Raw genomic sequence first — 14,756 nt, forward strand, 5'->3', positions numbered from 1 at the left:
CGGATAGTTTTGGACGCATGCCCCCGAACGCCGACATGATGCGGGACGCCGATCGCTGGTTCCTGCGGCGCGGTCTGCCGTCGGCGCTCACCACGAGCGCCCGGTGGCGGCGCGTCGTGCCGAGGTCGGCGCCGGCACTGGTCGCCTGGGCGGTCCTGATGGTGCTGAGCCTGGTGGCCACGGTCGCCTCGGGCGGTAGGGACGTCGCTCCCGATGCGGATCCGTCACCGGCCCAATGGCTGGCTTTGCTTGTCCTGGCAGCGATTCCCGCCGCGATGGTGCTCGCGGGCTACGGTGTGGCACGGCTGTTCGGCCCTCGCGGGCGATGGGCCGCCGCGGTGATCGCGGTGGCCGTGGGTGTCGCCTCGGACTGGTACGGCGACGACACGGCCGCGGCACTGACCGACACCGTCACCGACCTCGTCATCGTCGCGCTCATCGTGCTGGCGACCGGTACCGGGATCGGATCCATCCTGGGATGGTCGGCGCGGGTGACGCTGGGGCAGTTGCGGTCTGCGGGCCGGTTGATGGTGCGGGCGCTGCCGGTGGTGCTGTTGACCGTGCTGGTGTTCTTCAACGGCAACGTGTGGAGCATCGCTGCCGATCTCGACGCGCTGCGCATGGGTCTGCTGGTCGGATTTCTTGCGCTCATCGCGACCGCGTTCATCGTCTCCGGCGTCGTCGACGCGCTCGGGCCGGCCACCGCCGGTGCCCCGACCGACCCGGACGAGGTCGACCTCGCGGAGACCCCGTTCGCCGAGATGTCCGAACGGGCCGAGGGCGGGCCACTGCGCTTCGGTGAGCGGGTGAACCTGGTGTTGGTGGTCACCATGTCACAGGTGACGCAGATGGTGGTGCTGGCCTGCGTGACGGGCGCGGTGTTCTTCACGTTGGGTCTCATCGTGTTGAATCCGGCGGTTTCCGACAAGCTGACCGGTGGCGCCCCGGTGCAGAGCGTCTGGTTCGACATGACGCTGCCGGTGTCGGTCGCCCATCTGCATATGACGGCCTTCCTGACGGCGCTGACCTTCATGTACGTCAGCGTGCGCGCCGTTGGCGACGGCGAGTACCGCAGGGAGTTCCTGGACCCGTTGCTCACCGAGATGGAGTTGGCCATCGCCGCCCGCCATCGGTATCACGCCACCATCAGGTGACCAAGCTCATCCACCGACGTCGGAAATTGGATTTCCCGACCACCGCGCACGCGCCTACCCTGGGTAGCCGCACTAACAAAGTGCGGTGATCCAGGGAGTGTGCATGAGTACCGGGCCGACCACCCGCACGAGGGCGGTGACGAAGGCAGCGCCGAGTGCCGGTGTCATCATCGCGCTGCTCGTCTTCTCGGCATTCGTCATGATCCTCAACGAGACGATCATGAGTGTGGCGTTGCCCGTGCTGATCATCGACCTGGACATCGCCGCGCGCACCGCGCAGTGGCTGACCAGCGGTTTCCTGTTGACCATGGCCGTGGTCATCCCGATGTCCGGCTCGCTGCTACAACGGTTTTCGGTTCGGGCCATCTTCACCGCCGCGATGTCGATGTTCTGTGCGGGCACGTTGATCTCGGCGCTGGCACCCGGATTCGCGGTCCTGCTCGGGGGGCGGATCGTGCAGGCGTGCGGTACCGCCGTCATGGTCCCGCTGCTGATGACGACGGTCATGAAACTGATCCCCGCCGAACGCCGCGGCCAGACGATGGGCACCATCTCGATCGTCATCGCCGTGGCGCCGGCGGTCGGGCCGACGCTGTCCGGCTTCATCCTCGGCTCGCTGAACTGGCGGTGGATGTTCTGGATCGTGCTGCCCATCGCCGTGGTGGGCCTCGTGGCCGGGACGCTCTGGTTGCGGGTGGCCGACGACAACGAACGGCCCAACCCGATCGATCCCGTCTCGGTACCGCTGTCGGCGGTCGCCTTCGCCGGACTGGTGTTCGGGCTCTCCGAACTCGGCGGCCACGGCGGTCAGGGCATCCCGGCCTGGATTCCGCTGGCGGCCGGTGCCGTGGCGATGGTCCTGTTCGGCATGCGTCAGTTGCGTTTACAGCGTGTGGACCGGGCGTTCTTGGATCTGCGGCCGTTCACCTATCGGCGGTTCTCGGTGTCGGTGGGACTGGTCGTGATCGGCTTCATGGGCCTGTTCGGCGCGATCATCATGGTGCCGCTCTATGTCCAGGACGTCTTGGGCCAGAGCGCGTTGGTGGCCGGCCTGACCAGCCTGCCGGGCGGCCTGCTGATGGGCATGGCGGGTCCGCTGGTGGGGCGGGTGTATGACCGCCACGGTGCGCGGGTGCTCGTCGTCCCCGGATCGATCCTGTTGTTCCTGGCGCTGTGCGGTTTCGCGATGCTGTCGGCGACCACGCCGGTCTGGGAACTGATCGTCGTGCAGACGGTCATGATGGTCGGGCTGTCGATGATGTTCACCCCGTTGATGACCGATGCGCTCGGTGCGTTGCCCGACCGGCTGTACTCGCACGGCAGCGCCATCATGACGACCCTGCAGCAGGTGGCCGGCGCGGCGGGCACCGCGTTGTTCGTGACGGTGATGGCCAAGGCGTCCCAGTCGGGCGGCGCGCCGGACATGCCCGGCGTGCACGCGGCCTTCGTGGTGGCGGCCGCCATCGGTGCGGTGGCCGTCGTCGCGGCCTTCTTCACCGCATCACAGCCCAGCCCTGCCGGTGGAACACCGGTGCACTGAGCCCTTGGTCAGTCGGCAACCGCGGCGATGGCTTCGATCTCGACGAGCTGATCGTCGTAGCCCAGGACCGTCACGCCGAACAAGGTGCTGGGTACATCGTGCTCGCCGAATGCGTCGCGGACGACTTCCCATGCGGACACCAGGTCCTCCTGCCGAGACGATGCCACCAGAACGCGCGTGCTGATGACGTCCTCGATGGTCGCTCCGGCTTCGCCCAGCGCTCGTGTCATCGTCGTGATACAGGCGGCCGCCTGCGTTGCGTAATCGCCCGGCGCGACGGTCGCGCCCTCGTCATCGAGCGGGCACGCCCCGGCCAGGAAGATCAACCGGGCATCCTTGGGTGCGGTTGCGGCGTAGGCGTATTCGGCTACATCGGACAAGGTGGACGATCGGATCAGCTGGACGGCAGAAGGCATGCGAAGAACATTGGCGCACGGGCTCGACCGTTCGCAACGGGATATCCCGTACTTCTGCTCAGGGCGAATTCGCGACGCTGAGAGTGGTCTCAGTCGGCGAGATCCATGGCCGCACCGATCAGCGCCAGATGGCTCAGCCCCTGCGGCAGATTGCCCAGGAATGAGCCGTCGGTCGGATCCACCATCTCGGCCAGCACACCCACGTCGTTGGTCTGCCGGACCAGCCGATCCATCAGGTCGCGGGCCTCGGCGCTGCGGCCGACATGGTGCAATGCCGACACCGCCCAGAAGGCGCACGCCACAAAGGCTCCCTCGCCGTCCTCGCGGGCACCGCTGAAGCGGTACAACCAGTCTCCGCAACCGAGGTCGCGCCGTATCGCGTCCACGGTCGCCGACATCCGCGTGCCGCGGTCGAATCCGCTTCCCGCGTGCAACAACACCGATGCGTCGAGCCGGCCGCTGCCGGGATACCACTCATAGGCGGCCAGCTCCTCGGACCAGCAGTTCTGGTGGACCCAATCCTGGATGCGTTCGGCCTCGCGGGCCCACCGTTGCGGATCACCGGGCATCTGCCCGAGTTCGGCCAGGTGCACCGCGCACCGCAACGCGTACCAGCACCCGATCTTGGAGCTGGTGTAGTGCTGCGTGTGCGGCAGTTCCCACATACCGGCGTCTCGGCTGCGCCAACTGTCACAGGCCTGATCGGCGAATTCGGTCAGCAGATGCGCGGTTTCGGTATCGAGTACGTGGCCGCTGTCCGCGTACAGCCGCACAGTGTCGAACAGGTCGGCGAACACGCTCAACTGCAACTGGTCATGTGCGCGGTTGCCGGTGACCACCGGCCCCACCCCGCGCCAGCCCGGAACCTCGTACTCGCGTACCGGCTCGGGTGCCGAGCCGTCCAGCCGGAAGAACACGCCCATCGTCGGGCCGTGTCTGCGGGCGGTTCGCACCAACCAGCTGACCGCGGCATGTGTCTCCTCGCGGATCCCGAACCGTCGCAGCGCCGACATCGTGTAGGCCGCATCCCTGATCCATCCGTAGCGGTAGTCCCAGTTCTTGCCTCCCGCAAGTGATTCCGGAAGGGATGTGGTGGCCGCAGCGGCGATCGACCCGGTGGGGTTGAAGATCAACAACTTCAGCATCAGAACGCTGCGCCACACTGCCTCGTGCCATGGTTCCGAGCAGGCGAACTGCTCCGACCAATTGCGCCACACCCCGATGGTGCGATCGAGTCCGGCGTCGATCTCGGCGGCCCGTGACAGCATCAGCGGTTCACCGCGGGTGCCCTGCACCGCCAGCACACGTCGTTCTCCGGCGCCGATGGTGAACCGACCGCAGACGGCCTGGTCATTCGTATCCGGATCCATATCGTCGGAGACCGCGACGCCGATGGTGAGGTCTCGGATCCGAAGCACACTGCCGTGCGGTGTTTTTCGCGTCCAGGGCGATGCAGTGTTGAAGCAGGTACCCGGGGCGACCAGCCATCGCATGTCCACCGTTCCGTCGAGTCCTTCGACTCGGCGCACCAGTTCCGTCCAGGGCAATCGCCCATCGGCGCCGACGTTCAGTGCGTCGGTGACGCGTACCCGCCCGGCCGCGGTGATGTGCGTCGTCTCCAGGACATTGGTGCCGGGCAGATACCTACGTTCGGTGCGGAACTCCTCGACCGGGCACAGCTCCAGTCTGCCCCCGTTGGGCCGGTCGAGAATGCCGGCGAATAGCGGAAGCGAATCGAGGTGCGGCAGTGGGAACCAGTCGATACCGCCGTCGCGGGCCACCAGGGCCACCGTGCGTCCGTCGCCGATCGGGGCGTAGCTGCGCAGGTCGGTGTATCCGTCGGTACGCCAGGGGGTTTCCTGGTTGTTCGTCATCGATGGGTCGAGTTCGGGTGCCGACACGGTGATCCCTTCGACAGCCGGGCCCGCACGGTTTTCCCGCTACCCGCTGCGACTAAACGTGCACGCTTCGACGTCAGGCGGTTTCGGTCCTGGCGACGATCATCTCGGCCACGGCATCGGCCACTGCATGGGTCTGCGGATCGTCGGCCGCCTCGTAGCGGTCGGCCGCGGCGTCGTAACGCGCACCGGCGATGGAACCGTGGTCGGCACGCAGTTCCATCACCTCGGCCGACCATCCGATCACCCGGAGTTCCGCGGCGAACTCGATGGATGCCGAGGCCGGCACCACATCGTCGGCATCGCCGGTCAGCAGCGTGAAGGGCGTCGGGACGGCACCGGAGGGGGCGCCGGACTGTACCGGCCCGCCCGAGATCGGGTCATCGGCCCAGAATGCGCCACCCAGGCAAACAGTGTGTGTCACAGGGATGTTCAGCTCCGCAGCGCGCAGCGTCAGGCCCGCCGCCGCGACGCCGCCCAGTGACCAGCCGATGACGACGAGCCGCCCGTCGGCGGCGCGGTCACGGGCGAATGCCGCCGAGGCCAGCAGGTCGGACCGCCCACCGTCGGGCGCATGGGAGTCCCAGTCCGGCACGATGACCGAGACACCGCGTTCGGCGATCCGCTCGGCCAGGTTGCGCACCGCGGCGCGGGAGTCGGTCTGCGTGCCGTGCCACAGCAACGCGGTCGTCGCCGAGGATCCTCCGTAGAGATCGGCGAAACGTCCGGCGGTGTATTCGACGGTGTCCACGGGTCCGCTCACGAATGCGGGGTCGGGCTCTGGGCGGATTCCCATTTGGACTCCAAGGTCCGCGTGGCCGGCGTTCCGGCCGCCAACTCGAGCTGGAACGTCTCGCCGTCGTCGACCTCGAAGGTGACGAGGTATCCATTCTCGACCTGCTCCTTGTGCACCACCTTGTGCGCACCGTCGCGGTTCGGGAGCGTCACGATGTCCCCGGGTGCCACCTCGTCGATGACCCCGGTGGTCTCTGATTCAGCCATCTTCGGACGGTAGCCGCTGCGGCCGGGCTCCAAACCTCTCAGGAATCCATCGGGCACCGGTTGCGGACCGTGTCGGGTTGTAGGAGCACCGCCATCCCGGCGATGACGATGTCGAGTTCGAACTCGAACTGCTCCAGCGGCGTCGGAGCCGGACCCGAAACCACCGACCGCAGAGCCGGATAGTGTTCGGCCGCAACGCTGTCGAGGGCGTCGACGGTCTCGGCGCCGTAGTCGTGCTGACCTGCCGAGGCGATCAGTGCGGTGTGTGCGCCCTGTTGCGCGATACCGGCGACGGCCGTCAGCGCCCGTCGGGCGTCGGCAGCGCCGAATCCGGCGTCCAACAGTGCCGCGATGACGCGTTCGGCCAAGCCGAGCGCGGCCGCTGCCCCCGCGCCCTGCAGTGGGGTGTGTTCGATGGTCACACCGATCTGGACGAGGCCGGCTCGGAACGCGCGGGCGTAACTGCGGATGACGGCTTGCCAGTCGGTATGCCTGGGCAGTTCGACATCGGTGAGTTCGGCCTCGAAGCGGTCGGTGACCACGAGTGACAACAGACCCTGCCGGTCGCCCACGTAATAGTGCAGCGCCTTGCGGCTGACGCTGAGGGCATCGGCCACTGCCTGCATGGACAGGTCCCGGGCAGGGATACGCCGGGTCGCCGCGACGATCTGTTCGCGGCTGATCTTGGGTGGCCGACCCCGCGGACGGCGCGGCACATCCGTGGTGGGGGGACCGTCCATGGACCCACCGTAGCGGCTGTTTTTCGCCGGTCGGTAGAAAATGCTCCGCGTCCGCTCCGCTCTTTCTATGCTGAGCGAATGCCAAACACTCCGTATCGCGTCGTCCAGTGGACGACGGGCAATGTCGGTAAGAGTTCGGTGCAGGCGCTGCACGCGAATCCGAACTATGAACTCGTCGGTCTGTACGCGTGGTCGCCGGACAAGGTCGGCCGCGATGCCGGTGAGCTCGCCGGCATCGACCCGATCGGTGTCGCCGCGACCAATGACATCGACGCGCTGCTGGCGCTCAAACCCGACTGTGTCGTCTACAACCCGATGTGGAACAACATCGACGAGCTGGACCGGATCCTCTCGGCGGGGGTCAACGTGGTGGCCTCGGCCTCGTTCATCACCGGACACAATCTCGGCGAGGGCCGCGCGCGTCTCGAAGAGGCCTGCCGCAGGGGCGGATCGACGCTCTTCGGCTCCGGGGTGAGTCCGGGCTTCGCCGAGCTGCTGGCCATCGTCGCGGCATCGGCCTGCGACCGCATCGACAAGATCACCATCACCGAGACCGCGGACACCACGCTGTACGACTCACCCGATACCGAACGTCCGGTGGGCTTCGGGGTGGCCATCGACGACCCGAACCTGGAACCGATGGCCGCCACGGGCACGGCCGTGTTCGCCGAGGCCGTGCAGTTGTTGGCCGACGCGGTCGGCGTCGAACTCGACGACATCGTCTGCGTCCCGGAGTATGCCGAGACGACCGAGGATCTACCGATGGCGTCCTGGACCATTCCGGCCGGCCACGTCGCCGGTGTGGCCGCCAGCTGGCGGGGCATGATCGGCGAGCAGGTCGTGATCGACGTCAACGTCCGGTGGAAGAAGGGCCAGACGCTGAAACCAGACTGGCAGATCGACGGCGACGGCTGGAAGATCACCATCGACGGCCGGCCGACGGTCAACATGCAGGTCGGGTTCCTGCCCCCGCCGGATCTGATCGCCTCGGCCAAGACGCTGGACGACTTCTTCGTCCTCGGGCACATCATGACGGCCATGCCGCCGATCCACGCCATCGCAGCGGTCGTCGACGCCGAACCCGGCATCGTCACCTATGCGGACCTGCCGCTCACCCTGCCGCGCGGCATCGTGGCGGCGGCCAGGAGTTGACCCGCTTCTTGCCGATGTGAGGACGCCACACTAAGGTTTCGGGTTACCGAAATCTTGGAGTCGACTCGGCGAAACGGGGCATGTGGTGACGGGGCGGGCGTGGTTGTCGCGGTGTCTGGCGGCGGCCGCCGTCGCCACCCTGACGGCGGCATGCACGTCCGGTACCGGCGTGCAGTCCTCGGACAAGCCGACCGTGCTCACGACCTTCACGGTGCTTGCCGACATCGCCACCAACATCGCCGGCGAGCATCTGACGGTCGAATCGCTCACCAAGCCGGGCGCCGAGGTCCACGGTTACGAACCGACACCCGGCGACCTGAAGAGGGCCGCCGGCGCCGACCTGATACTGGACAACGGACTGAACCTGGAGGCGTGGTTCGCCCAGTTCGTCGACGGTGTCGACGTGCCACACGTGATGGTCAGCGACGGCGTGCAACCGGTGGACATCACCGACGACGCCTACGCGGGCATGCCCAACCCGCACGCCTGGATGTCACCGCTCAACGTCCAGATCTACGCCGACAACATGGCGCAGGCCTTCGCCGAACTCGATCCCGAACACGCCGAGGACTACCGGGCCAACGCCGCGAACTACCGCGGCCGACTGCAACAGGTCCACGATGACCTGGTCGCTCGACTGCAGGCGCTGCCGCCCGATCAGCGGGCTCTGGTCACCTGCGAGGGTGCGTTCTCCTACCTGGCACGCGACGCCGGCCTGACCGAGAAGTACATCTGGGCGGTCAACGCCGAACAGCAGGCCACCCCGCAGCAGATCGCCTCGACCATCGACTTCGTCAGGACCAACAGGGTGCCGGCGGTGTTCTGCGAATCCACCGTCTCCGACGCGCCGATGCAACGGGTGGTCGAGGCCACCGGCGCGGAGTTCGGCGGCGTGCTCTACGTGGACTCACTGTCGGAGTCCGATGGGCCGGTACCCACCTACCTGGAGCTGATCCGCCACGACGCCGACACCATCGCCACCGCGCTGACCGCCGAACGGGTGCCGTGACAACACCTGCGCTGCAAGTGGATTCGGTCACCGTGCGCTACGGATCGGTGTCGGCGCTACAGGACGCCGACGTGACGATCCAGCCCGGCCGGGTCTGCGGTCTGGTCGGGATGAACGGTTCCGGCAAGTCGACGCTGTTCAAGGCAATCATGGGTCTGGTACGCCCCGACAGCGGAACGGTGCGCATCCAGGGAACGGATCCGGCGCGGGCCCGCAAGAGCGGCGCGGTGGGCTATATGCCGCAGAGCGAAGCCATCGACTGGGCGTTCCCGCTGTCGGTGCACGATGTCGTGCTCACCGGCCGCTATGGGCACATGGGTCCGATGCGGCGGGCCCGAAGCGCCGACAAGCAGGCGGTCGAACAGGCGTTGGAGCGGGTCGACCTCACCGACTACCGGCACCGGCAGATCGGGCAACTGTCCGGCGGCCAGCGCAAGCGCGCCTTCCTGGCCCGCTGCATCGCTCAGGAGGCCCAATTGTTGTTGCTCGACGAACCTTTCGCGGGTGTGGATACCCGCAGCGAAGCCACCATCAGCACCTTGCTGCGTGAGTTCGCCGGCGCCGGCGCCACCATCCTGGTCTCAACCCACGATTTGCGGGCGCTGCCCGACCTCGCCGACGAGGCCGTCCTGCTGATGCGCACCGTGCTGATGCACGACCGCCCCGACGTGGTGCTGCAACCACAGAACCTGGCCCGCGCCTTCGGTCTCGACGTCCTCGACACGGGTGAGCGATGAATCTCGTCGAATTCCTGCTCGAGCCCATGCGCCTGGAGTTCATGGTGCGCGCGACGGTGACCACGCTGATCGCCTCGGTCGTCTGCGCCGTCCTGTCCTGCTGGCTGGTGCTGATCGGTTGGTCGCTGATGGGTGACGCGGTGTCCCATGCGGTCCTGCCCGGCGTGGTGCTGGCCTATATCGTCGGTGCACCGTTTGCCTTGGGCGCCATCGTGTTCGGGTTCGCCGCAGTGGGACTCATCGGTGTGGTGCGCGATACCAGTCGCACCAAGGAGGACGCCGCCATCGGCGTGGTCTTCACGACCCTGTTCGCGCTGGGGCTGGTGCTGATATCCGTCACGCCCAGTCAGGTGGATCTGAACCACATCATCTTCGGCAACCTGCTCGGTGTCTCCGAGTCGGATCTGGTCCAGGTTGCGGTGCTGGGTGTGATCGTGCTGGCCGTGCTGATCATCAAGCGGCGCGATTTCACCCTTTATGCCTTCGATCCCAGCCACGCCCATGCCATCGGTATCAACCCGCGAATACTCAGCGCGGCCCTGCTCGGCCTGCTCGCGCTGACCGCCGTCGTGGCGCTGCAGGCCGTCGGGGTGGTGCTCGTCGTCGCCCTGCTGATCACCCCGGGCGCCACCGCCTACCTGTTGACCGACCGGTTCGCCAGGATGCTGATCATCGCGCCCGTCATCGCATCGGCCAGCGCGCTGATCGGGTTGTACATCAGCTATTACCTGGACACGGCGTCCGGACCGATGGTGGTGCTGGCCAACGGCGTCGCCTTCACGCTGGCCTACCTGTTCGGCCCGAACCACGGGCTGCTGGCCACCCGACTGCGCAAGATCGCGGCCTGACGCGTCACCGCGGTTGGGCCGGCACGCCGAACGCCAGGACCGCGACATCGTCGTCGACGCCGGATCCGAGTTCGGTCAACAACCCGCGGACGGCGTCGATGATCGCCGACGGCCCGGCGGGCGCATGGGCACGGGCGAAACGCAGCAGCGTCTTGCCGTCGTCGTCATAGCGTTCCGGTCCCGGCCCGACCCGTGCCTCGGGCAGGCCGTCGGTGTAGAGCACCAGAGTGTCCCCGGCACCGAGATGCATGGTGGCACTGAAGAAGTGCGGGTCGTCGATCATCCCGACGGCCTGACCGCCGAAGGTGTCGGCGAAGTAGGCGCTACCGTCGCCGGCCAGTAACAGCGGGGGAGGGTGCCCGGCGCTGGCCAGGTCGACGTCGAAACCGTCGCCGTGGCGGATGAGGTTGCCGTAGACGACGGTGCACATGCGATTGGCCGCGATGCCGAACTGCTTATGCAGGACGGTGTTCAGGTTGTGCAGCACCTGCACCGGCTCATCGTCGAAGACCGCGGCCGAGCGCAGCACATGACGGGTCAGGGTGGTGACAAGGGCCGCGTCGACACCCTTGCCGGACACATCACCCAAGAAGAATCCCCAGGTGTCGGCGGACAACGGGAACAGATCATAGAAGTCGCCGCCGACGTCCTCGGGTGAGGCCGCGTGGTAATGGTCGGCCGCCTCCAGACCCGGCGGCGGAGACAACATCGGCGGCCGCAGCGATCGGCGCAGCGTGTCGGCGAAGGAGCGGACCCGCTCGCGTTCCTGCTCGGCGCGCCGGCGCTGCTCCAGGAGCTCACCCTCATAGACACGGCGGTCGGTGGCGTCGACCGCGGTGACGCGCCACATCTCCGGTGCGTCGGCGGACGCCGGTCTCACGTTGGCGGTCAGGAACATCGGCAGCCGGGTGCCGTCGGCGGCCACCATGTCGACCGTCACCCCGGTGAGGGTGCCCGTCATCCGGAGCATCGGCACGAAATGGGTCTCGTAGTGGATGCGTCCGCCCACCGTGAGCAAATCCGCGATGGACTTCTCCTGCAGGGACTCGTGCGAGTATCCGAGCCAGCCGGCGAAGGTGTCGTTGGTCGTGATGATCCGACCGTCGGAGGTGAGGATCAGATGCCCCGCCGGAGAGTTGTCCCAGAAATCGGCGTGATCCACTGGCGGAGTGATCATCTGGCGAACACAGCGATCGCAGATGCGGTGGCATCGGGATCGCTGACGTGCGGACAGTGACCAATTGCGTCGAGGGTGACCAGGCGGCTGTCGGGGAGGTGCCGGTGCACGTAGGCACCGACCTCGCGCGGGGCGATCGCGTCCTGCGCACACTCGATCACCAGTGTCGGTACCGAGACCTTGGGCAGATCGGTGCGGTTGTCCGACAGAAATGTCGCGCGGGCGAACACACGTGCACGCTCGGGGTCGGTGCGGCAGAAGGCGGCCTCCAACTCCGTGTGCAGGTCGGGTCGGTCGGGATTGCCCATGATGACTGGCGCCATGGCCTGCGACCACCCCAGGTAGTTCGCGTCCATCGATTCCAGCAGCTCGTCGATATCGCCGCGCGAGAAGCCGCCCCGGTAATCGCCGTCGTCGATATAGCGCGGCGACGGCGTCAACATGACCAACTTGGCGAAGCGCAACGGATCGGCGGCGACCGCCAGGGCGCCGATCATGGCCGCCACCGAGTGCCCGACGAAGATCACCTCGTGCAGGTCGAGCTCGCGGACCACGTCGATGACATCGTCGGCATAGCCGTCCAATGCTGAGTACTTCTCGATGTCCCACGCCGCCGGATCCGAGGAGCCCGCTCCGACATGGTCCATCAATATGATCCGGAACCGGTCTTTCAACCGCTCGGCCACCGGTCGCCACAGGTTCTGGTCACAGCCGAACCCGTGCGCCAGCAACAGCACCGGCGCCCCCCGCACGCCGAGTTCGTTGACGTTGTTCCTGACGCGCGCGCCCATGATCGCTCAGCATAGGGCGCGCGCCCGGATTCAGTCGGTGACCTGTTGGAAGACGGTCACCGACCGTGCGGCGACCTTGCGGGCCGCGCCGGCGGGGACGCCCTCCTCGGTGACATCCGGGGTGGCCGCGGTATCGATCACCGGCATCCACGCCTCGCCGAACTCGGACGGCGGAAGCGTGAACTCGATGGGCTCGTGGTGGCCGTTGAAGCACACCACGAACGAGTCGTCGGTGACTCGTTGTCCGCGCGGGTCCAGGTCGGGGATGCCGTGACCGTTGAGGTAGATCGCCACCGACTTGCCGAACCCGGTGTCCCAATCCTCGTCGTTCATCTCCGAACCATCGGGCCGGAACCACGAGATGTCCGGAACCCCGGCCGCACCACGCTGCCGCACCGGTCGGCCGTTGAAGAATCGGCGCCGACGGAACACCGGATGTTCGGCGCGTAACGTCGCCAATCGCGCGGTGAAGTCCAGCAGATCCTGGTCGGCGTTGGCCCAGTCGATCCAGGTGATCTCGTTGTCCTGGCAGTAACCGTTGTTGTTGCCACCCTGGGTGCGTCCGAGCTCATCGCCGTGACAGATCATCGGCACGCCCTGCGACAGCAGCAGCGTGGTCAGGAAATTGCGTTCCTGCTGGGCACGCAGCGCCAGGACCTCCGGGTCATCGGTCGGTCCCTCGACACCGCAATTCCAGGACCGGTTGTGACTCTCGCCGTCGTTGTTGTCCTCGCCGTTGGCCTCGTTGTGTTTGTCGTTGTAGGACACCAGGTCCCGCAGTGTGAAGCCGTCGTGGGCAATCACGAAGTTGATGGACGCGACCGGACGCCGCGCGGTGTGTTCGTACAGGTCGGCCGAGCCGGTGAGCCGGGACGCGAACTCACCGAGGCTGGCGTCCTCACCACGCCAGAAATCGCGGACCGTGTCGCGGTACTTACCGTTCCATTCGGTCCACTGCGGCGGGAAGTTGCCCACCTGGTATCCGCCGGGGCCGACGTCCCAGGGCTCGGCGATCAGCTTGACCTGGCTGACCGTCGGATCCTGTTGTACGAGTTCGAAGAACGTCGACAGTTTGTCCACGTCGTAGAACTCGCGGGCCAGCGTGGAGGCCAGGTCGAAGCGGAACCCGTCGACGTGCATCTCGGTCACCCAGTAGCGCAGTGAATCCATGATCAGCTGCAGCGAGTGCGGATGCCCGACGTTGAGGCTGTTGCCGGTCCCGGTGTAGTCCATGTAGTAGCGCTTGTCGTCGTCGACCAGCCGGTAGTACGCGGCGTTGTCGATCCCTCGCATCGATATCGTCGGCCCCATGTGGTTGCCCTCGGCGGTGTGGTTGTAGACCACGTCGAGGATCACCTCGATGCCCGCCTCGTGCAGCGTGCGCACCATCGCCTTGAACTCCTGGACCTGCCCGCCCGGCGTGGTGCTGCTGGAGTACTTGGAGTCCGGGGCGAAGAACCCGATGGTGTTGTAGCCCCAGTAGTTGGACAGCCCCTTGTCGATCAGCGTCGAATCGTTGGCGAAGTGGTGCACCGGCATCAGCTCGATGGCGGTCACCCCCAGGGATTGCAGGTGGTCGATGATCGCCGGATGGGCGATGGCCGCGTAGGTGCCGCGCATCGCGTCGGGGATGTCGGGGTGCGTCTGGGTGAGTCCCTTGACGTGTGCCTCGTAGATGAAGCTCTCGGCGTACTCGCGTTGCGGGGGACGGTCGACGCCCCAGTCGAAGTAGGGATTGATGACCACGGACTTCGGCATGCTTGCCGCGGAGTCCTCGTCGTTGCGGCTGTCGGGTTCACCGAAGTTGTACCCGAACAGCGACTGCTCCCACTGGAAGTTTCCGTCGATGGCCTTGGCGTACGGGTCGAGCAGCAGCTTGTTGGGGTTGCAGCGGTGACCCGAGGCCGGGTCGTACGGTCCGTGCACCCGGTACCCGTAGCGTTGGCCGGGTTCGATGGCCGGCAGGAAGCCGTGCCAGATGAATCCGTCCACCTCGGGCAGGCGATATCGGGTCTCGGTGCCGTCGGCGTCGAACAGGCACAATTCGACCTTCTCGGCCACCTCGCTGAAGAGGGCGAAGTTGGTGCCGGATCCGTCGTAGGTCGCACCGAGGGGATAGGCCTTACCCGGCCACACCTCCTGGATCGGGACGGACGGAGACGAGGTGCTGGTTTCCGGCATGGGCTTCCTTCTCTAGCGGACAGGTCGCGCAGTTCGGCGTCGATGACGAGATGCGGGTTGTCGGACCTCAGGAGTACCCACTGATGGGCATCGCTACTCTGCGACGCCCAT

At 66.8% G+C, this 14,756-nt stretch carries 14 protein-coding genes; 6 read left to right on the forward strand and 8 right to left on the reverse strand.

Annotated features, from left to right (window positions below; translation table 11 throughout):
• Positions 1–17: 17 nt before the first annotated feature.
• Together ACWDUN_RS18590 and ACWDUN_RS18595 are read left to right on the forward strand one after the other, a co-directional pair.
• Complete coding sequence (locus ACWDUN_RS18590; RefSeq protein ID WP_449931193.1) at positions 18–1,154, forward strand: hypothetical protein; 1,137 nt, start codon at positions 18–20, stop codon at positions 1,152–1,154.
• 103 nt (positions 1,155–1,257) lie between these two features.
• Positions 1,258–2,694 (forward strand): DHA2 family efflux MFS transporter permease subunit, encoded by a 1,437-nt coding sequence (locus tag ACWDUN_RS18595; RefSeq protein ID WP_449931195.1) that lies wholly within the window; start codon positions 1,258–1,260, stop codon positions 2,692–2,694.
• Positions 2,695–2,702: 8 nt separating this feature from the next.
• Here the strand turns inward: ACWDUN_RS18595 and ACWDUN_RS18600 are convergent, their stop codons facing one another.
• The 5 genes from ACWDUN_RS18600 to ACWDUN_RS18620 form a co-directional block, all read right to left on the reverse strand.
• Positions 2,703–3,110, reverse strand: coding sequence for a RidA family protein (locus tag ACWDUN_RS18600; protein ID WP_449931197.1), 408 nt, complete (start codon positions 3,108–3,110; stop codon positions 2,703–2,705).
• Between the two features lie 89 nt (positions 3,111–3,199).
• Positions 3,200–5,011, reverse strand: coding sequence for a glycoside hydrolase family 15 protein (locus tag ACWDUN_RS18605; RefSeq protein ID WP_449931199.1), 1,812 nt, complete (start codon positions 5,009–5,011; stop codon positions 3,200–3,202).
• 73 nt (positions 5,012–5,084) lie between these two features.
• Positions 5,085–5,759 (reverse strand): alpha/beta fold hydrolase, encoded by a 675-nt coding sequence (locus ACWDUN_RS18610; protein ID WP_449931558.1) that lies wholly within the window; start codon positions 5,757–5,759, stop codon positions 5,085–5,087.
• Positions 5,760–5,767: 8 nt separating this feature from the next.
• Positions 5,768–6,010, reverse strand: a complete 243-nt coding sequence (locus ACWDUN_RS18615; protein WP_449931201.1) for a hypothetical protein — start codon at positions 6,008–6,010, stop codon at positions 5,768–5,770.
• A 38-nt stretch (positions 6,011–6,048) separates the two neighbouring features.
• The gene (locus ACWDUN_RS18620) at positions 6,049–6,750 is read right to left on the reverse strand and encodes a TetR/AcrR family transcriptional regulator C-terminal domain-containing protein (RefSeq protein ID WP_449931202.1); all 702 of its coding nucleotides are present in this window, start codon (positions 6,748–6,750) and stop codon (positions 6,049–6,051) included.
• A gap of 78 nt (positions 6,751–6,828) precedes the next feature.
• On the opposite strand from ACWDUN_RS18620, the gene ACWDUN_RS18625 reads away from it, so the two are divergent.
• From ACWDUN_RS18625 to ACWDUN_RS18640, 4 genes are all read left to right on the forward strand, one after another.
• A complete protein-coding gene (locus ACWDUN_RS18625; protein ID WP_449931204.1) occupies positions 6,829–7,902 on the forward strand; it encodes an NAD(P)H-dependent amine dehydrogenase family protein in 1,074 nt (357 codons plus the stop codon).
• Positions 7,903–7,987: 85 nt separating this feature from the next.
• Positions 7,988–8,911 (forward strand): metal ABC transporter substrate-binding protein, encoded by a 924-nt coding sequence (locus ACWDUN_RS18630; RefSeq protein WP_449931206.1) that lies wholly within the window; start codon positions 7,988–7,990, stop codon positions 8,909–8,911.
• Complete coding sequence (locus ACWDUN_RS18635; RefSeq protein WP_449931208.1) at positions 8,908–9,648, forward strand: metal ABC transporter ATP-binding protein; 741 nt, start codon at positions 8,908–8,910, stop codon at positions 9,646–9,648. The genes ACWDUN_RS18630 and ACWDUN_RS18635 overlap by 4 nt, the downstream gene beginning before the upstream one ends.
• Positions 9,645–10,496: a metal ABC transporter permease gene (locus ACWDUN_RS18640; RefSeq protein WP_449931210.1), complete on the forward strand. Its 852-nt coding sequence runs from the start codon at positions 9,645–9,647 to the stop codon at positions 10,494–10,496. The genes ACWDUN_RS18635 and ACWDUN_RS18640 overlap by 4 nt, the downstream gene beginning before the upstream one ends.
• A 4-nt stretch (positions 10,497–10,500) precedes the next feature.
• Here ACWDUN_RS18640 and ACWDUN_RS18645 read toward each other — a convergent pair whose 3' ends face one another.
• Genes ACWDUN_RS18645 through glgX form a run of 3 tightly spaced genes read right to left on the reverse strand, consistent with a single transcriptional unit; the run spans position 10,501 to position 14,645 of the window.
• On the reverse strand, positions 10,501–11,673 hold the full coding sequence (locus ACWDUN_RS18645) for a SpoIIE family protein phosphatase (RefSeq protein ID WP_449931212.1): 1,173 nt from the start codon (positions 11,671–11,673) through the stop codon (positions 10,501–10,503).
• Positions 11,670–12,464 (reverse strand): alpha/beta fold hydrolase, encoded by a 795-nt coding sequence (locus ACWDUN_RS18650; protein ID WP_449931214.1) that lies wholly within the window; start codon positions 12,462–12,464, stop codon positions 11,670–11,672. Before ACWDUN_RS18650 ends, ACWDUN_RS18645 begins: the two co-directional genes overlap by 4 nt.
• A gap of 30 nt (positions 12,465–12,494) precedes the next feature.
• Positions 12,495–14,645, reverse strand: a complete 2,151-nt coding sequence (gene glgX / locus ACWDUN_RS18655) for a glycogen debranching protein GlgX (protein ID WP_449931216.1) — start codon at positions 14,643–14,645, stop codon at positions 12,495–12,497.
• Positions 14,646–14,756: the final 111 nt, after the last annotated feature.

It is taken from the genome of Mycobacterium sp. NPDC003323 (assembly GCF_053589535.1).